Raw genomic sequence first — 18,251 nt, 5'->3', positions numbered from 1 at the left:
GATCGCCGGGCGGCGGCCGCGTGGCCGGCGGGCCCGGTCGGTCGGCGCAGCGGCGGCTGCGACCGGACGCCGCAGACCATGACGGCGCCAGCAGTGCGATAATCCCCGCCATGAGCGAATCCCCCTACAAGTCCGGCACCACCCATTTCGGCTTCCGCGACGTCGCCGCCAAGGACAAGCAGAAGCTGGTCGGCGAGGTGTTCACCTCGGTCGCCGGCAACTACGACCTGATGAACGACCTGATGAGCCTGGGCATCCACCGGGCCTGGAAGCGCTATTTCGTGGCCACCGCGCAGGTCAAGCCGGGCGACCGCGTGCTCGACCTGGCCGGCGGCACCGGCGACATCGCCGCGCTGCTGAAGGAGCGGGTCGGCGACGACGGCGCGGTGGTCCTGGGCGACATCAACGCCGGCATGCTGTCGGTGGGCCGCGACCGGCTGACCAACCGCGGCCTGGTCGCGGGCCTGGACTACGTGCAGTGCAACGCCGAGGCGCTGCCGTTCCCGGACCAGAGCTTCGACCTGGTCACCATCGCCTTCGGCCTGCGCAACGTCACCGACAAGGACGCGGCGCTGCGCGAGATGTACCGGGTGCTGAAGGTCGGCGGACAGGCGCGGGTGCTGGAGTTTTCCGAGGTCACCGCCGACTGGTTCAAGCCGATCTACGACTTCCATTCGTTCAAGATCCTGCCGCGCCTGGGCAAGCTGTTCGCCAAGGATGCCGACAGCTACCAGTACCTGGCCGAGAGCATCCGCAAGCATCCGCCGCAGGACGCGCTGAAGGGCATGATGGCCGAGGCCGGCTTCGCCCGCAGCCACTACAAGAACCTGACCGGCGGCATCGTCGCGATCCATTCGGGCTACAAGATCTGACGGCCGGGATTGGGCATTCGGGATTCGGGATTCGCAACAGCAGCGCACGCTTTTACGAATCCCCAATCCCCAATCCCGGCTGTCAAGGTAAACTTCCGGTTTCCCCGAACCGGTGCTGTCCGCCATGCGTTCCCCGTTCCTGTTGTTGTCCCTGGCCGCGGTCATCGCGACCGGTTGTTCCCGCCAAGCGCCCACCGAGGCCGCCGCTCCCGCCGCCAAGCCCGCGCCCGCCGCCGCCGTGAAACCCGCCGACCGCAGCCACGACGAAAGCTCCTACGCCGAGCCGGGCAAGGTCGTGATCAAGGACCTGGCGCTGGACCTGAAGCTGGATTTCGACAGCAAGCAGATCGGCGGCACCGCCACCTACACGCTGGACTGGAAGGACAAGAGCGCCAAGCAACTGCTGCTGGACACGCGCGAGCTGACCATCGAGAACGTGCAGGGCGACGACGGCAAGGGCAACCTGGCGCCGCTGCAGTACGCGCTGGCGCCGGCCGACAAGATCTACGGCAGCAAGCTGACCATCGAAGCGCCGAACCAGCCGCAGAAGGTCACCATCGCCTACCACACCGCCGCGACCGCCTCGGGCCTGCAGTGGCTGGAGCCGTCGATGACCGAGGGCAAGAAACTGCCCTTCATGTTCAGCCAGTCGCAGGCGATCCATGCGCGCAGCTGGGTGCCGCTGCAGGACACGCCGAGCGTGCGCTTCACCTACAGCGCGCACGTCGTGTCGCGTCCGGACGTGATGGTGCTGATGAGCGCCGACAACGACCCGAAGGCGGCGCGCGACGGCGACTACACGTTCAAGATGCCGCAGCCGATCCCGTCCTACCTGCTGGCCATCGCCGCCGGCGACCTGGTGTTCAAGCCGATCTCCGAGCGTTCGGGCGTGTGGGCCGAGCCGACCATGGCCGACAAGGCGGCCAAGGAGTTCGAGGACACCGAGAAGATGATCGTCGCCGCCGAGACGCTGTACGGTCCGTACCGCTGGGGCCGCTACGACATGCTGGTGCTGCCGCCGTCGTTCCCGTTCGGCGGCATGGAGAACCCGCGCCTGACCTTCGCCACCCCGACCGTGATCGTCGGCGACAAGTCGCTGGTGTCGCTGATCGCGCACGAGCTGGCGCATAGCTGGTCCGGCAACCTGGTGACCAACGCCAGCTGGAAGGACATCTGGCTCAACGAAGGCTTCACCACCTACGTGCAGGCGCGCATCACCGAAGCACTGTACGGCGCCGAAGCGGCGGAGATGGAGCGCGAGATCGACCAGACCGACCTGCTCGCCGAGGTCAAGGACATGAGCCCGGCCGACCAGGCGCTGGCGCTGCCGGCGCTGACCGAGCGCGATCCGGACGATGCGCTGAGCCAGGTCGCCTATGTCAAGGGCGCCTGGTTCCTGCAGTTCCTGGAGCAGCGCTTCGGCCGCGCCACCTTCGATGCGTTCCTGCGCGGCTGGTTCGACGACCACGCGTTCCAGAGCGCCAACACCGACCAGTTCGTCGCGTATCTGAAGAAGAACCTGCTGGCCAAGAAGCCCGATGCGGTCAGCGAGGCCGAACTGCACGCGTGGCTGGACGAGCCGGGCATCCCGGCGTTCGCGCAGAAGGCGCGTTCGCGCAACTTCGCGATGGTCGATACCGCGCGCATCGCCTGGGCCGGCAGCGGCACCCTGCCGGGCAAGCAGGTCACCGACGCCTGGAGCACGCAGGAGTGGACGCGCTTCCTCAGCGGCCTGGGCGCCACGTTGAAGCCCGAGCAGCTCAAGCAGCTCGACGCCGCCTACCACTTCACCGGCACCGCGAACGGCGAGATCGCCATGCGCTGGTATCCGCTGGCGATCCGCAGCGGCTACGTCGATGCGCGCCCGGCCGCCGGCGAGTTCATCGCCCGCGTCGGCCGCCGCAAGCTGATCCTGCCGATCTACGCCGAACTGGTGAAGACCCCGGACGGCCTGGCCTTCGCCAAGCAGGTCTTCGCCCAGGCCAAGCCCGGCTACCACCCGATCACCACGGTGTCGGTGGAAGACATGCTGGCCAAGGCCGACAAGGGCGCCGCCGCGCACTGAGGCGGCACTGCGTGCGCACGCACGGCACGGATCGCGGCGCCGGGAGCAGTCCCGGCGCCGTTTTCGTTTGCGCAACGGCGACGGCCGCCGCGCACTGCCTGGGGCGCGCCGACCCGAGCGCACTGCGCCAGCGTGCAGGGCTTGGCGCAAACCGGGCCGCATGCGAAGGTAGGCGCATGGCACGTTTCCGGTTCCCGGCTCTTCCATGTTGCTGCTGACGTTGTTGCTGCTGCTGGCGTTCACCGCGCTGGCCGTGGGGGTGACGCTGCTGGTGGGCGCGGTGCTGTTGTTGCGCAGCAAGCCGTTCCTGCTGGTGCGCCTGGAAAGCCTGCGCCTGCGCCGGGGCAGCGGCCTGCGGCGTTGCCAGACGCAGGTCGCCGGGCATCGCTGGATCTACCTGCACCGCGCCGCGGCCGATCCCGCCGCCCCTGCGCTGCTGCTGGTGCACGGCTTCACCGGCAGCAAGGAGAACTGGTTGCCGCTGGCACGCGCACTGAGCGACCGCTATCACCTGTTCATTCCCGATCTTCCCGGTTGGGCCGAGAGCCAGCGCATCGACGGGCAGGACTACGGCTTCGTCGCGCAGGCCGAGCGCGTGGCCGCGTTCGCCGCGCAGTGCGTGCGCGGGACGGGCAGCGAATGCGTGCTGGTCGGGCATTCGATGGGCGGCGGCATCGCCGCGCTCGCCGCTGCGCGCCATCCTGAACTGTTCGACCGGGTCGGCCTGCTCAACGCCGCCGGCGTGCGCTTCGCCGACAACGCCTTCGGCCAGGCGGTGCTGGACGGCGACAATCCGTTCGCGGTGTACGACGCCGACTCGCTGCGCCGCTACATCGACACGGTCTTTCTGCTGGAGCCTAGCAAGCCGCGCATCCCGTCCTGGGCGGTGTCGTCGATCGTCGCCTGGCGGCGCAGCGAGGCCGGCTTCGAACAGCAGGTGCTGGCGCGGATCGGACGCAGCGAGGAAGCCTTCCTGCCGTTCGAGGAAGCCGCGCGCATCCGCCAACCGGCGCTGCTGCTGAACTGCGTGCAGGATGCGGTGATCGATGCCAGCGCGCTGGCGCTGTACGCGCAGCGCGTGCCGCAGGCGCTGCAGGTGCTGCTCGACGGCAGCGGCCACATGTCCATCGTCGAGAAGCCGGTCGAGGTCGCGCAGGCGATCGATACGTTGATCCAACGAGGAGTCCCCCGATGAAACGCATTCTGCTCGGCGCGCTGTGCGCCGTCGCCCTGGCCGGTTGCGGCGACCACGAGGCCGAGCGCAAGGCGCAGGCCGCGGCCGAGGCGCAGGCCAAGGCGCAGGCCGCCGACGACCTGGCCAAGCAATACGACGCCGCGGTGAAGTCCGGCAACTGGGACCTGGCGCGCATCCATGGCGCGGCGCTGCTGGAGCAGTATCCCGGTTCGGACGCGGCCGAGCGCATCGAGCCCGGCTATGCCGAGGTCAAGGCCAAGGGCGAGGCGGCGCGCGAGCTGCGGCGCATGCAGGCCGCCTGGGAATATTCGCAGGTGCCGGCCGGCAAGGGCACGCAGCGCTCGGCGATGCTGTACAGCCGCGACAAGGTCGATGTGGACGGCAGCGGCCCCAAGCCGGTGCAGCTGGTGTTCCGCGACCACCCGGAATGGAAGCGCAGCGCCTACCTGGTGCTGCAGGCCGGCGATTTCCGTTGCGCCGGCGGCTGCAAGGTGCAGTTGAAGGCCGACGCGGCCGCGCCGCGCGCGGCCGCGGCATGGCGTCCGAACACCGACGAGGCGATCGCGATGTTCATCAGCGACGACAAGGCGCTGTGGAAGCTGGCGCGCAAGACCACGGTGCTGCAGATCGAGTTCCCGGTGAAGGCCGGCGGCACCCGTACCGCGGTATTCGAGACCGGCGGCCTGGACGGGTCGCAGATGCCGGGATGGGATTGAGCGCCGCGGCACCCGGCGCGCGCCTGCGCCAGGTGCGGCACTGGGTGTTCGACATGGACGGCACGCTGACCCGTGCGGTGCACGATTTCGCGCTGATCCGCCGTGAGCTGCAGATTCCGCAGCAGGCCGACATCCTGCAGCACCTGGCCGCGCTGCCGGACGGGGAGGGCGCCGCCAAGCACGCCTGGCTGCTCGAGCACGAACGCGAGCTGGCCTTGGGCGCCGTCGCCGCGCCCGGCGCGCCGGCGCTGCTGCGGACGCTGCATGCGGCAGGTTGCCGGCTGGCGGTACTGACCCGCAACGCGCAGGAGCTGGCGCAGCTGACGCTGCGTGAGATCGGGGTCGAGGATCTGTTCGAGGACGCCAGCATCCTTGGCCGCGACGAGGCGCCGCCCAAGCCGCATCCTGGCGGTCTGCAGCAGTTGGCTGCGCACTGGGGCGTGGCGCCGCATTCGCTGGCAATGCTCGGCGATCACGAATACGACCTGCAGTGCGGGCGCCATGCCGGCGCGACCACGGTGCTGCTGCATGCGGACAATCTCTGGCCGGCGCTGGCCGATTTGCATTTCGCCGATTGCGCGGCACTGCTGGAATGGTGGCGGGACGCGGCCGGGTAGGGCGTCTTCTCTGTGGGAGGGACTTCAGTCCCGACGCTTTGCCGGTGAAGCCCCGTCGGGACTGAAGTCTCTCCCACAAAGGTGAAAAGCGCGCCAGCTGCGGTCGTTGCCTCTGGCATGCAGATCCGGTTTCTTGTGCGCGTGCGTCGCTTGGCGTGTTGCCGATCTCTGCATCCTTCTGATTCCCCTGCGATCACCACTGCGACGGTTAGGCAAAAGCAAAAGGCAAAGCTTTCGCCTTGCGGCGGGTCACTTTTCTTTGCTTGTGCAAACAAGCGCTTCACAGCAGCCGAAGGCTGATCAAAGTAACCAAAAGAAGCGCTTTACCACAGCCGAAGGCTGGTCAAGCACACCCTCCTCCGCGCCCTCCGCGCTGCGCGCTGCGTGCTCCATGTCCGCGAATAGGACGGGATTCGCGGAAGAGGCTGGTCCGCTACGCGGCCAAGTCCGGGGCCGTCGCCTCGCGGCGCCAGCCCGCCCGCCGGGGCGAAGCAGTGCTTCGCCTTTTTCCGGCGAGCCCTGCCCCTGCCGCGAACGGCGCACATCCCTGTGCGCCGCTCCTGCGGGGTTTTTCCCGACCTATTCGCCGCTGCGTAAGGGACCCGGAAAGTCCAAAGCAACAGCAGCAGAGCAACAGCAGCAGCAACAGCAACAGAGCAACAGAGACGAGAGCACGTGAGCCGTGGCGGGAGAGTTTGCCGTCGCGGATGCTGCGGGTTTGCCGCTCGCGCCGGTGATCTGCGGCGCTGCATCTCCAGCAACGTCTGTGCGAAGCAGTAGCGTCGGGACTTAAGTGTCTCCATGGAGTTTCGGGTCTGCCCCTAACGCCTGCCGGCACAGCGACGGGTCGGTCCGGCGCCCGTCCGGGCGTCTGCCAGGTACGCCCGTCGCTGCCGCGCATGGCGCTTCTGCCCCCGCTGCGCCAATCGCGATACAGGCGGGTGGCGCAAAGTGTGCCGTTCTCGATACAGCGCTGCGGCGCGACAGGGGCGCGGCGGTGTCCATGCCGCGGCCGATGCTTGCGGCTCAACGATGGCGCAGTGCAGCAGCGTGCTGGCACGTCGATTGCTCCCTTTCTCCCGATGTTTCCACATCCCGCCGCGCAGGCCGTTCGACGGTAAGCGCCACGGCTCTTCAACGAGGGGAGTAGAACGATGCACAGTCATCCATGTCGTACCCGTGCCTGGACGCTGCTCGCGCTGGCAACCGCGCTGGTGCTGGCAGGCTGCAAGAAGCAGGAAGACGCCGCGGCACCGGCCGCACCCGCCGCCGCGCAGCAACCCGCCGCTGCGGCGCCGGCCGCGGTGGCCGACACCGACAGCGAGTTCGCCGCCACCGCCAGCAATCCCGACAACTGGGGCGGCATCGGTCGCGACTTCGGCCTGAACCGGCACAGCCCGCTGGCCGAGATCAATCGCGACAACGTCAAGAACCTGAAGATGTCGTGGGAAATGAAGACCGACGCCACCCGCGGCCACGAAGGCCAGCCGCTGGTGATCGGCAGCATCATGTACATGGTCAGCGCGTATCCGAACAACGTGTTCGCGATCGATCTGGCGCAGGAAGACGGCGGCAAGGTGCTGTGGAAATACACCCCGCAGCAGGACGAGCGCTCGGTGGCGGTGGCGTGCTGCGACACGGTCAACCGCGGTGCGTCCTATGCCGACGGCAAGCTGGTGTTCGGCAGCCTCAGCGGCGATGTGATCGCGCTCGATGCAAAGACCGGCAAGGAAGTGTGGAAGCAGAAGCTCGCCCATCCGGAAAAGGGCGAGACCATCACCATGGCGCCGATCATCGCCGACGGCAAGGTCGTGGCCGGCATCAGCGGCAACGAGTTCGGCGTGCTCGGCCGCGTCGCCGCGTTCGCGCTGGGCGACGGCAAGCAGGTGTGGTCCTGCGACGCGGCCGGCAGCGACAAGGCGATCTGCCTGGGTCCGGACTTCAACAAGGCCAATCCGCAGCACGGCCAGCTCGGCGACCTGGGCATCAAGACCTTCCCGGAGGACGGCTGGAAGCGCGGCGGCGGCGCGGCGTGGGGCTGGTACAGCTACGACCCGAAACTGAAGCTGGTCTACTACGGCACCGGCAATCCCGGCCTGTGGAGCCCGTCGTACCGCTGCGGCAAGACCACGCAGAAGGAATGCGATACCGGCGAATACGACAACAAGTGGTCGATGACCCTGTTCGCGCGCAAGATCGATACCGGCGAAGCGGTGTGGGGCTACCAGAAGACGCCGTTCGACCAATGGGACTACGACGGCATCAACGAGCCGATCCTGGTCGACCTGACCATCGACGGCAAGCAGGTCCCGTCCGTTGTGCAGTTCGACCGCAACGGCTTCGCCTACGTGCTCGACCGCCGCGACGGCACCCTGCTGCGCGCGCACAAGTTCGTGCCGGCCAACTGGGCCGAGAGCATCGACATGAAGACCGGCCGCCCGATCAAGGTCGCCGCGCATTCGCCGCTGGAGCGCGGCAAGAAGGTCGAGGCGTTCCCGTCGGCGATGGGCGGCAAGGACCAGCAGCCGTGCTCGGTGGATCCGGCCAATTCGGCGGTGTTCTTCTGCGGCACCAACAACTGGCACATGGAACTGGAACCGCAGGAACGCGGCAACACCATGATGGGCCTGCCGTACGTGTTCGCCAACGTGATGATGAAGCCGAACGAACCCGGCGCGCTGGGCATCGTCAAGGCGTTCGACGTGGTCGAAGGCAAGTCCAAGTGGGAGATCAAGGAGAAGTTCCCGGTGTGGAGCGGCACCCTGGTCACCGACGGCGGGCTGGTGTTCTACGGCACGCTCGACGGCTGGTTCCGCGCGGTGGACAAGGACACCGGCAAGAAGCTGTGGGAGACCAAGTTGCCGTCGGGCATCATCGGCAACCCGATCGCCTACAAGGCCAACGGCCACCAGTACGTGGCGGTGTTCTCCGGCATCGGCGGCTGGATCGGCCTGCCGGTCGCCGGCGGCCTGGATCCGGGCGATCCGTACGGCGCGTTGGGCGCGGCGGGCCTGGCCTTCAGCAACGGCTTCGACAAGATCCCGTTGGGCGGCATGGTGCATACCTTCCGCATCGACGGCGCCGGCAAGACCGTCACCGCCAGCGCAACCGCCACCGCTGCAGCGGGTGGCGCACCGGCCGCCGCGGCCAAGACCGCGCGATGAGTCGGCGGCGACGCGTCCATGTTGCGAGCGACCGCCCGGGGGAGGCGGTCGCCCCGCGGCGCTTGTATCGGGGCGCGCGCGCCGTGGTGTTGCTTTGCAGCCTCGGACTCGTCGCCGCAGGTTGCACGCGCGAGCCGTCGTCCGCGACGGCTCACGTTCCTGAGGCCGCCTCCAGCGCGGCCGCCAAGCCAGCGGCGGGCAGTACGCCCGCGCCCGCGCTCCCCGCCGATGCGGCGGTGCTGCGGGTCTGCGCCGATCCGGGCAACATGCCGTTGTCCAATCGCGCCGGCGAAGGTTTCCAGAACAAGATCGCGCAGGTCCTCGCCGAGGCGATGGGCCGGCGCCTGGAATACGAATGGCGCACCTACTATCAACGTGGGTTGGCGCGCAGCACGATCAACGCCGGGCGTTGCGACGTGCTGATGGACATGAACAGCGATTTCGAGATGGGCTTGCCCACGCAGCCGCTGTACCGCTCCACCTATGTGCTGGTGACCCGCAAGGGCCTGGCGTTGCAGCCGGCGTCGCTGGACGATCCGGCGCTGAAGAAACTCAAGATCGGCGTGTTCCAGAGTTCGCCGGCGCGGCAGGCGCTGTTCGACCACGGCGTGTCCGGCGATGTGCAATACCTGTTCTACGACTCGGCGACCTCGCCGCAGGACCACCCCGGCAAGCTGGCCGAACGCGTCGCCGGCGGGCAGCTCGACGCCGCCGAATCCTGGGGTCCGGTCGCCGGCTACTACGCCGCGCGCGGCGGTCTGGGCGTGGTGCCGCTGAACGTCATCGACGACGAAGTGCTGGAGTATTCGATGGCGTGGGCGGTGTCGCGCAAGAACGCCGACCTGCGCGATGCGCTGAACGCGGCGATGCAGCGCAACGCCGGCAAGATCGGCGCGATCCTGCGCGAGTACCACGTGCCGCTGGTGGCCTGCGCCGACTGCATCGTCAACGGCGATCTGCGCTCGCACGGCAGCTACGACACGCCGGCCGACGATGTCACCACGCCGAGCCCACAGGCTTCCTCGGAGATGCTGGCGCAACTGCAGCTGCGCATCGCCGGCGGTGCCGATCCCAACCAGGAACTGGCGCATGCGCTGGATGCCGGCGATGGCGTGCGCGTGGCCTGGCTGCTGCGCCACGGCGCCAGCGCCGACCGGCCCAACCTGCTGGGCGAGCCGCCGCTGCACCAGGCGATCCGCAACCAGGCGCCGCCCCTGGTCGGCGAGTTGCTGGCGGCCGGCGCCAACGTGGAAAGCCGCGACGGCAGCGGCTGGACGCCCTTGATGAAGGCGGCCTGGGGCAACGACGCGCAAAGCACCAAGCTGCTGCTGGCGCGCCGGGCCAAGGTCGATGCGGTGTCCAAGGACGGCTGGACCGCGCTGGACCTGGCGATCTCCTATGCCGATGTCGAACTGGTGCAGGCGCTGCTCGGCGCCGGCGCCAACGTGCGCCGCAGCAATCCGGCCGGCTTCACCCCGGTGATGTTCGCGGTGGCGCGCAACGATCCGCAGATGCTCGATGCCTTGCTGGCGCGCGGTGCCGAGGCCGACCGGCCCAACCGCGCTGGCGTCACCCCGCTGATGCTGGCCGCCGCGGCCGGCCGCGAGGCCGCCAGCCGCCGCCTGCTCGCCGCCGGCGCCAACGCGTCCACCCGCGACGCCGACGGCAAGACGCCGGCGGCGCTGGCGCAACAGCGCGGCGATGCGTCGCTGGCGCAACTGCTGACGGAGGCCGAACACCGACGCACGCAATGACCGCCACGCCTTACCTGCTCGTGCCGCCGCCGCGGCGTTCACGTCCCCACAGTCCGTCCCGCAAAGGTTCTTTTCCCATGCGCAATGCCGTCGTCCGCCGCTCCGTCGTGCCGAAGCTGCTGCACCTGTCCCTGTTCGCGTTGACCCTGGCCCTGTCCGCTTGCGACAAGGAGGCACCGCCCTCCGCCCCCGCCGCCGCCACACCTGCCGCTCCGTCGGCGGCACCTGCGGCCGATGCTGCGCCCAGCACCGCTCCGGCCGCCCCGACCGCTGCACCGGCCGCCGCCGCCGCGACCCCGCCGCCGGCCGCGGTCACCCCGATTCCGAAAGGCCCGCCGGTGAAGGTGACGCCGGAGCTCGCCGCCGAGGGCAAGAAGATCTTCCTGTCCGCCGGCTGCAGCGCCTGCCACGGCGGCACCGGCGGTGGCGGCATGTGCCCGCCGCTGACCAACGACATCTGGGTCTACGGCCACGACGACGACACGCTGCGCACGCTGATCAGCGAAGGGACCGCCGGCATGACCGCGCACGGCAAGGTCCGCGTCGGCCACGAGAAGGTGGTCGGGCAGATGCCGCCGTTCGCGCCGGTGCTCAAGGACGGCGACACTGAGAAGCTGCTGGCCTTCATCCACTCGATCAACAAGACCGCGGGCGCGGCGCCATGATCCCAGGCGCGCGCCGCACGCTGGGCACCGCTGCGCTGGCGCTGCTGTTGGCCGGCGCGGCCTGCCAGCGTGCGGCGGCGCCTGCCGCGGAGGCGAACGCCGACGCCACGCCGTCCGCCACGCCGGCGGCGGCGCTGGCGTACGTGCCCAACCAGCGCGCCGGCACCATCTCGGTGATCGACACCGGCACCGACGCAGTGCTGCGCACGCTGTCCGCGCAGGGCCAGCTCGGCAAGCGCCTGCAGCAGATCCTGCCCGGACCCTCGGGGCACCTGTACGTGATCGATGCGCAAGGGCACCGGCTGCTGGAACTGGATACGGTGCAGGACCGGGTGCTGCGCAGCGTGGACATCGGCGAGAACGCCGAGGGCATCGCCGCGTCGCCGGACGGCCGCCAGTTCGCGGTCTGCGTGGAAGGGCAGAACCAGGTGATGCTGATCGATCCGGCCAGTTTCGCGATCGGCGCGCGCATCGCCACCCAGGGCCAGGCGCCGGAGCACTGCGTGTACAGTCCCGACGGCGCGCTGCTGCTGACCAGCAACGAAGGCTCCAACGACCTGGACGTGATCGACCTGAAGGCGGGCAAATCCACCGGCGTCATCGCCACCAGCGGCCATCCGCGCGGCATGGCGTTCGCCCCCGACGGCAATACCGTGTACGTGGCGCAGGAAGCGGCCAGCGTGGTCGATGTGATCGATCTGGTCGCACGCCGGCGCGTGGCCAGCATCCCGGCCGGGCAGCGCACCGCCGGCATCGCCATTTCGCGCGACGGCAGCCGCGTCTACGCCTCCAACGGCGGCGCCGGCACGGTCAGCGTGATCGACCCGGCCGCGCGCGCCAGCCTGGCCGAGATCCCGGTCGGGCAGCGCCCGTGGAATCCGGCGCTCAGCGCCGACGGCAAGAAGCTGTACGTGGCCAACGGCCGCTCCAACAGCGTGAGCGTCATCGACACGACCACCATGAAGGAGATCAAGCAGATCGCAGTGGGCGACATGCCCTGGGGTGTGGTCATCGCGCAATGAGGCGAGGAGCGCATGCGGCACAGCGAGAGGATGCGGGGAGAGGGGAATGAAGACGCGAGCCGCTGTCGCCTGGGCGGCGAACCAACCGCTGGCCATCGAGGAGGTGGACCTGCAACCGCCCAAGGCCGGCGAGGTGCTGGTGCGCCTGGTCGCCAGCGGCGTGTGCCACAGCGACGCCAGCACCCTGTCCGGCGCCGATCCGGATGCCGCGTTCCCGGTGATCCTGGGCCAGGAAGGCGCCGGCGTGGTCGAGGAGGTCGGCATCGGCGTCACCAGCGTGCGCCCCGGCGACCATGTGATCCCGCTGTACATGCCCGAATGCGGGGTGTGCAAGTTCTGCCGTTCCGGGCGCACCAATCTGTGCCAGGCGATCCGCGCCAGCCAGGACCGCGGGTTGATGCCCGACGGCAGCAGCCGCTTCTCGCTGCGCGGGCGGCCGATCCTGCACTACATGGGCACCAGCACCTTCGCCGAGTACACCGTGCTGCCGGAGATCGCGGTGGCCAAGATCCATCCCTCCGCGCCGCTGGACAAGGTGTGTCTGCTCGGCTGCACGATCACCACCGGCATCGGCGCGGTGCTCAACACCGCGCGGGTGCGGCCCGGCGACAGCGTGGCGGTGTTCGGACTCGGCGGCATCGGCCTGTCGGTGGTGCAGGGCGCGGTGATGGCGCGCGCCGGGCGCATCATCGTGGTCGACATCAACCGCGACAAGTTCGAGCTGGCGCGCGCGCTGGGCGCCACCGACTGCCTGGATCCGAAGGACTTCGGCGCGCCGGTGCAGCAGGTGATCGTCGATCTCACCGACGGCGGCGCCGACCACAGCTTCGAGTGCGTCGGCGACGTGCGCGCGATGCGCGCGGCGCTGGAGTGCTGCCACAAGGGCTGGGGCGAAAGCATCATCCTGGGCGTGGCGCCGAGCGCGCAGGAGATCAGCACGCGGCCGCTGCAACTGGTCACCGGCCGCGCTTGGCGCGGTAGCGCGTTCGGCGGGGTCAAGGGCCGCAGCGAACTGCCGGCCTACGCCGAGCGCTACCTGGCCGGCGAGATCCGCATCGACGAACTCATCAGCGAGACGCTGCCGCTGCAGGACATCAACCGCGCCTTCGATGCGATCCGCGCGGGCAGGGGCATCAAATCGGTCGTACTGTACTGACACGTAGGAGCAAACATGGCTTGCAACAAGGAACGTGGTACTTCGCTGGCAAGCGCGCATGCGCTGGCCATCGCCATCGCCATCGCCATCGCCATCGTCTTGGCCGCCGCGCCGGCCGGCGCGCAGACCACGGTCAATGCCGGCGATGCGCAGATCACCGCGCTGGACCGGGTCGAGGTCACCGCCACGCCGATCCCCGGCACCCTGATCGATGCCGACCACCTGCCGTACACGGTGCAGACCGCCAACGCCGACGACATCGCGCGCAGCCAGGCTAGCAACCTCACCGATTTCATGCTGCGGCAGATGAACGGCGTGGACACCAACGAGGTGCAGGGCAGCCCGTTCCAGACCGATCTCACCTTCCGCGGCTTCCGCGCCTCGGCGTTGCCGGGCGCCTCGCAGGGCGTGTCGGTCTACCTGGACGGGGTACGCATGAACGAACCGTTCGCCGACATCGTCAGCTGGGACATGATGCCGGAGGCGGCGATCCGCAGCGTGGCGCTGATGCCCGGCTCCAACCCGTTGTTCGGCCCCAACACGCTCGGTGGCGCGCTGGCGTTCACCACCCAGTCGGGCCTGACTGCGCCGGGCCTGCGCGCGGATCTGTCGTTCGGCAGCGGCGCACGCAAGCGCCTGGACGCGTCCTACGGCTATGCCGGCCGCGATGGCCTGCACGCCTTCGTCGCGGTCACCGGTTTCGACGAGGACGGTTGGCGCGACGCGTCCGAAGGCCGCCTCGGCACCGTGTTCGGCAAGCTCGGGCGGCAGGGCGAAAACACCGACTGGGACGTGTCGCTGCTGCACGGGCGCAGCCGCCTGATCGGCAACGGCCTGCTGCCCGGCAGCCGCTACACCGACGACGGCATCGAGCCCGGTCTGTACGAGGCCGATCGCGACGCGGTCTACACCTCGCCGGACCTGACCCGCAACCGCAACACCCTGCTGACCGCGCAACTGGACCACCGCTTCGACGCGGACACGGCGCTACATCTGTTGGCCTATTACCGCGACGGCCGCCGCGACACCGTCAATGGCGACATCAACGAGGACTACGAGGAATTCGTCGAGGACTGCGCCGATGGCTACGCCGCCGACGGCACGCCGCTGGACGACGACTGCACGGTGTCGCGCGCCGAGGCCGACGCCCTGCACAGCGGCGTGCTCAACACCACGCAGATGCGCCAGCACGCTGAGGGCGTGGCGCTGAACTTCAGCCGCCAGGCCGGCGCGCATGCGCTCAGCCTCGGCGCCACCTACGATCGCAACCGGGTGCGCTACCGGCAATACGCACAGGAAGGCTTCGTGGAGGACGACCGCGCCGTCGTCGCCGATCCCGACGAGGAGCGCGAATTCTTTTCCGGGGTCAGCGGCCGCAGCAGCACGCTGGGCGTGTTCGCCGCCGACACCTGGGAAGTGAGCGAGGCCACCCACGTGACCGGCGCGCTGCGCTGGAACCGGGTCGAGGTCAGCAACGTGCTGTCCACCGCCGAGGACGGCGCGCTGCCGCGCGAGCGCTTCGTGTTCGCCAAGGCCAATCCGTCGCTGGGCATCACCCAGCGCCTGGGCGGCGGCTTCACCGCTTTCGCCTCGGCCTCGCAGAACAGCCGCGCGCCGACCGCGATCGAACTGGGCTGCGCCGATCCGGAACAGCCGTGCCGGCTGCCGACCGGGCTGCAGGCCGACCCGCGTCTGGAGCAAATCGTCTCGCGCACCTACGAAGTCGGCGTGCGCTGGAACCCGTCGCCGGAGCAGGCCTTCAACGCCTCGCTGTATCGCGCCGACAATCGCAACGACATCCTGTTCCTGCGCGCGCCGAATACCCAGCTGGGCTACTTCGACAACGTCGATCGCACCCGCTACCAGGGCGCGGACCTGAGCTGGCGCGCCAGCAGCGGCGCGCTGCGCTGGTTCGCCGCCTACAGCTACCTGGACGCGACCTACCGCAGCGACGGCGAACTGCTGTCCGGCGAGCGCACCATCGAGCTGCATCCGGGCATGCGCATCGCCGGCCTGCCGCGCAACACGCTGAAGCTGGGCGTGGAGTGGCAGGCGCTGGCGCCATTGGCATTGGGCGCGGACCTGCGCGCGATCTCGCGGCGCGTGGCCAGCGGCAACGAGGACGGCCTGGTCGAGGATCCCGAGGATGGCGAAGACGCGGTGCGCCACGACCTGTCCACCGGCGGCTACGCGTTGGTCGACGTGCACGGCACCTGGCAGATCGCCGACGGCCTGTCGCTGTACCTGCGCATCAACAACCTGTTCGATCGCCGCTACGAGACCTATGCGGCGGTCGCCGAAGACCTGTTCCCGGACGGCGCGCTGGCGCGCCCGCAGGACGCCGCGGTCGAGGACGGCCCCTCGCGCTTCGTCGCCCCTGGCGCGCCACGGCAGTACCAGGTCGGTTTGCGCTGGCGGTTCTAGGATGGCCGGTGATCTGTGCAGCGCAGCGCATGGCGCCGCGCCGCCTGCTCCGGGCGAATGCTTTTTGTAGGAGCGGCTTCAATCGCGGCATCGAAGCCGGAAAGTTTCAGGCTTCGACAGCAGTCGGGACTGAAGTCCCTCCTACAACGGCACGGATGTGCATCGCCGCACCAGGCCACGGTTGTTTGCAGGAGCGGCTTCAGCCGCGACATCGAAGCCGGAAATTTTCAGGCTTCGGAGGCAGTCGGAACTGAAGTCCCTCCCACAACAACGGCATGGATGCGCATCGCCGCACCAGGCGAGAGCTCCTTTGTAGGAGCGACTTCAGTCGCGACATCGAAGCCGCTGGGTATCCGACTTCGATGTCGCGGCTGAAGCCGCTCCTGCAGAGAGCGTTGGCGTACGCGGGATGGCGTGATCGAGCAGCTTCGCGCGCGCACTCAGGCCGTCGCTAACCCATGCTTGCGCAGCTTGCGGTACAGGGTGTTGCGGCTGATGCCGAGTGCGTCGGCGGTGCGGCTGACGTTCCAGCGGTGGCGTTCGAGCTGCTGCTGCAGCACGCTGCGCTCGGCGCTGTCCAGGGCCACGCGGCCGGGCATGTCGTCGGCGGCGACCGCATCGCCGTTGACCAGGCACGGGCCGCTGTCGGCATCGACGATTTCCTGCGGCAGGTTGGAGATGCGGATCATGCCGTCGGCGCACAGCACCGCGGCGGTGCGCAGCACGTTGCGCAGTTGCCGCAGGTTGCCCGGCCAGGCGTAGCTGAGCAGCTTGTGCAGCGCATCTTCGTTGATGCGCACGTGATGCTCGCCGCTCTCCTCGCGCAGCAGGGTGCGGATCAGTTCGGCCTTGTCGCTGCGCTCGCGCAGCGGCGGCAAGTGCAGCACCACGCCGTTGAGGCGGTAGTACAGGTCCTCGCGGAACTCGCCGGCCGCCACCATCTGCATCAGGTCGCGATGGCTGGCGCTGATCACGTGCAGTTCCAGCGGCATCGCCCGGTCGCTGCCCAGCGGGGTCACGCTCTGTTCTTCCAGCACGCGCAGCAGCCGCGTCTGCAGCGGCAGCGGCATGTCGCCGATCTCGTCCAGGAACAAGGTGCCGCCGCTGGCCTGCAGCAGCTTGCCGTGGCGGCCTTCGCGCGCGGCATCGGTAAACGCGCCGCGCGCATAGCCGAACAGTTCGCTCTCGATCAGCGCCTCCGGGATCGCCGCGCAGTTCACCGCCACGAACGGCCGCGCCGCCCACGGCGAGCCGCGATGCACCGCCTTGGCGAATTCCTCCTTGCCGGTGCCGGTGGCGCCGCACAGCAGGATCGACACCCGATGCGCGGCCAGCTTCAGCGCGTTGTCCAGATTGTGGCGCATGCGCGGATCGGAGCCGACGTGTTCGCGCGAATAGGCCGCCTCGCCGCTGTCGGCACTGGCGGCGCGCGCGTGGCCGGTGACAGCGTCGCGGCGCGGCGGCTGCGCCAGGGCGAAGAAGCGGCGTCCGTGGCAGGCGCAGCGGATCGACCACAGCGTGCTGGCGTCGTTGCGCGCACGCTGTTCCACGGTGTCGAAGTCCAACTGCATCACCTGCGAGATGTCGCGCCCGACCAGCAGGCCGCGATCGCCCTTGCCGAGCTGTTCCAGCGCGGCATCGTTGACGGCCAGCACGCAGCCGTCGTCGCCGATCGCCATCAGCGCCTCGTGCAGCAGGCCGGCGAACTCCGGGCGGCTGTGGAAGCGCAGGATCCACGCATGCCGGTATTGCTCCAGGAAATACGAACGCGCGATCTGCGCCGCCGACATGCGCACCAGCGCGCTGGTGTGGCGCTGCACCAGCTTGGTGTCGCGCGCGTCCGGGGTGGAAGCATCCAGCACCGCCAGCAATTGTCCGTGCGGGTCGAGGATCGGCGCGCCGCTGCACGACAGCGGCAGATGCCGGACCAGATAATGCTCCCCGCGGTGCACGCCGAGCGCACTGCGCTCCACCGCGCAGGTGCCGATGCCGTTGGTGCCCTGGTAGCGCTCGGCCCAGCTGGCGCCGCAGAACAGCCCGGTCTCGCGGAATTCGCGCAGCAACGCCGGGTCCTGCACGCTGTGCAGGAGGGTCGCCTCGGCGTCGGCGAACACCACCGCGTAGCCGCCGCCGGCGATCTGCTCGTAGAGGTTCTCCATCTCCACCTTGGCGATGCGCAGCACCTCTTCGAGCCGCTGCTGGCGCTCGCGCAGCCCGCTGCCGTCGTGGACCATCGGCGAAGGGGGGGCGTCCGGACTCAGGCCGTATTCGTCCAGGCAGCGCTGCCAGGAGCGCGCCAGCGCCGGCGGCAGCGGTTCGATCTGGCGGAAGCGGCGCATCCGCGCCAGCAACGCGGATTCCGCCTCGGCAGCGGACGGCGGCCCAGCCGTGACCTGCAGGAGGTTGGCGACAGTCAGTTCCGACACGTGGCGCATCCTCGGTCCCCACCCGGGACCAGAGTGGCAGTGACGCACAAACCGGGCCTTGGCTCAAACCGCAGTGCAGCAAAAGCCGGGAGTGGGGAGTCGGGATTGGGGATTGGCAAGAGCGGCTTGCCTGGGTCGGATCCCTTGCCGCCCTGGGCCAAAACGAAAAAACCGC

11 protein-coding genes and 1 pseudogene are annotated in these 18,251 nt (G+C 69.3%); 11 read left to right on the top strand and 1 reads right to left on the bottom strand.

Features of this window, described 5'->3' with window-relative positions; all coding sequences use genetic code 11:
* Nucleotides 1-110: 110 nt before the first annotated feature.
* The 11 genes and pseudogenes from ubiE (at nt 111) to HDC36_RS11605 (ending at nt 15,650) form a co-directional block, all read left to right on the top strand.
* On the top strand, nt 111-872 hold the full coding sequence (gene ubiE / locus HDC36_RS11655; RefSeq protein ID WP_179567405.1) for a bifunctional demethylmenaquinone methyltransferase/2-methoxy-6-polyprenyl-1,4-benzoquinol methylase UbiE: 762 nt from the start codon (nt 111-113) through the stop codon (nt 870-872).
* A gap of 124 nt (nt 873-996) precedes the next feature.
* Nucleotides 997-2,937, top strand: a complete 1,941-nt coding sequence (locus HDC36_RS11650) for a M1 family metallopeptidase (RefSeq protein ID WP_179567403.1) — start codon at nt 997-999, stop codon at nt 2,935-2,937.
* A gap of 205 nt (nt 2,938-3,142) precedes the next feature.
* The gene (locus HDC36_RS11645) at nt 3,143-4,132 is read left to right on the top strand and encodes an alpha/beta hydrolase (protein ID WP_179567401.1); all 990 of its coding nucleotides are present in this window, start codon (nt 3,143-3,145) and stop codon (nt 4,130-4,132) included.
* Nucleotides 4,129-4,848 carry a hypothetical protein gene (locus HDC36_RS11640; RefSeq protein ID WP_053838437.1) on the top strand — a complete coding sequence of 240 codons (720 nt, stop codon included), beginning with the start codon at nt 4,129-4,131 and terminating at the stop codon, nt 4,846-4,848. Before HDC36_RS11645 ends, HDC36_RS11640 begins: the two co-directional genes overlap by 4 nt.
* Entirely contained in the window at nt 4,839-5,465 is a 627-nt protein-coding gene (locus HDC36_RS11635) for an HAD-IA family hydrolase (RefSeq protein WP_179567399.1), read from the top strand. Before HDC36_RS11640 ends, HDC36_RS11635 begins: the two co-directional genes overlap by 10 nt.
* 1,154 nt (nt 5,466-6,619) lie before the next feature.
* Nucleotides 6,620-8,629 carry a methanol/ethanol family PQQ-dependent dehydrogenase gene (locus HDC36_RS11630; protein ID WP_179567397.1) on the top strand — a complete coding sequence of 670 codons (2,010 nt, stop codon included), beginning with the start codon at nt 6,620-6,622 and terminating at the stop codon, nt 8,627-8,629.
* Nucleotides 8,630-8,712: 83 nt separating this feature from the next.
* Nucleotides 8,713-10,383: pseudogene (locus HDC36_RS11625) on the top strand (quinoprotein dehydrogenase-associated putative ABC transporter substrate-binding protein); the annotation flags it as partial.
* 77 nt (nt 10,384-10,460) lie between these two features.
* Nucleotides 10,461-11,048, top strand: coding sequence for a c-type cytochrome (locus tag HDC36_RS11620; RefSeq protein ID WP_179568044.1), 588 nt, complete (start codon nt 10,461-10,463; stop codon nt 11,046-11,048).
* Nucleotides 11,045-12,070 carry a beta-propeller fold lactonase family protein gene (locus HDC36_RS11615; RefSeq protein ID WP_179567393.1) on the top strand — a complete coding sequence of 342 codons (1,026 nt, stop codon included), beginning with the start codon at nt 11,045-11,047 and terminating at the stop codon, nt 12,068-12,070. The genes HDC36_RS11620 and HDC36_RS11615 overlap by 4 nt, the downstream gene beginning before the upstream one ends.
* A 46-nt stretch (nt 12,071-12,116) precedes the next feature.
* Nucleotides 12,117-13,226 (top strand): S-(hydroxymethyl)glutathione dehydrogenase/class III alcohol dehydrogenase, encoded by a 1,110-nt coding sequence (locus tag HDC36_RS11610; protein WP_179567391.1) that lies wholly within the window; start codon nt 12,117-12,119, stop codon nt 13,224-13,226.
* Nucleotides 13,227-13,241: 15 nt separating this feature from the next.
* A complete protein-coding gene (locus tag HDC36_RS11605) occupies nt 13,242-15,650 on the top strand; it encodes a TonB-dependent receptor (protein WP_179567389.1) in 2,409 nt (802 codons plus the stop codon).
* A gap of 440 nt (nt 15,651-16,090) precedes the next feature.
* Here HDC36_RS11605 and HDC36_RS11600 read toward each other — a convergent pair whose 3' ends face one another.
* Nucleotides 16,091-18,076: a sigma-54-dependent Fis family transcriptional regulator gene (locus HDC36_RS11600; RefSeq protein ID WP_179567387.1), complete on the bottom strand. Its 1,986-nt coding sequence runs from the start codon at nt 18,074-18,076 to the stop codon at nt 16,091-16,093.
* Nucleotides 18,077-18,251: the final 175 nt, after the last annotated feature.

The sequence above is a fragment of the Xanthomonas sp. JAI131 genome (assembly GCF_013410075.1).
GTDB classification, from domain to species: domain Bacteria; phylum Pseudomonadota; class Gammaproteobacteria; order Xanthomonadales; family Xanthomonadaceae; genus Xanthomonas_A; species Xanthomonas_A bonasiae.
The sequence above is the reverse complement of the archived record's forward strand: the minus strand, read 5'-3'. Positions and strand labels throughout refer to the sequence as shown.

Coding starts and splice junctions, on each gene's coding strand:
- ubiE (WP_179567405.1), top strand. CDS start 111: ATGAGCGAATCCCCCTACAAGTCCGGCACCACCCATTTCGGCTTCCGC.
- HDC36_RS11650 (WP_179567403.1), top strand. CDS start 997: ATGCGTTCCCCGTTCCTGTTGTTGTCCCTGGCCGCGGTCATCGCGACC.
- HDC36_RS11645 (WP_179567401.1), top strand. CDS start 3,143: ATGTTGCTGCTGACGTTGTTGCTGCTGCTGGCGTTCACCGCGCTGGCC.
- HDC36_RS11640 (WP_053838437.1), top strand. CDS start 4,129: ATGAAACGCATTCTGCTCGGCGCGCTGTGCGCCGTCGCCCTGGCCGGT.
- HDC36_RS11635 (WP_179567399.1), top strand. CDS start 4,839: ATGGGATTGAGCGCCGCGGCACCCGGCGCGCGCCTGCGCCAGGTGCGG.
- HDC36_RS11630 (WP_179567397.1), top strand. CDS start 6,620: ATGCACAGTCATCCATGTCGTACCCGTGCCTGGACGCTGCTCGCGCTG.
- HDC36_RS11620 (WP_179568044.1), top strand. CDS start 10,461: ATGCGCAATGCCGTCGTCCGCCGCTCCGTCGTGCCGAAGCTGCTGCAC.
- HDC36_RS11615 (WP_179567393.1), top strand. CDS start 11,045: ATGATCCCAGGCGCGCGCCGCACGCTGGGCACCGCTGCGCTGGCGCTG.
- HDC36_RS11610 (WP_179567391.1), top strand. CDS start 12,117: ATGAAGACGCGAGCCGCTGTCGCCTGGGCGGCGAACCAACCGCTGGCC.
- HDC36_RS11605 (WP_179567389.1), top strand. CDS start 13,242: ATGGCTTGCAACAAGGAACGTGGTACTTCGCTGGCAAGCGCGCATGCG.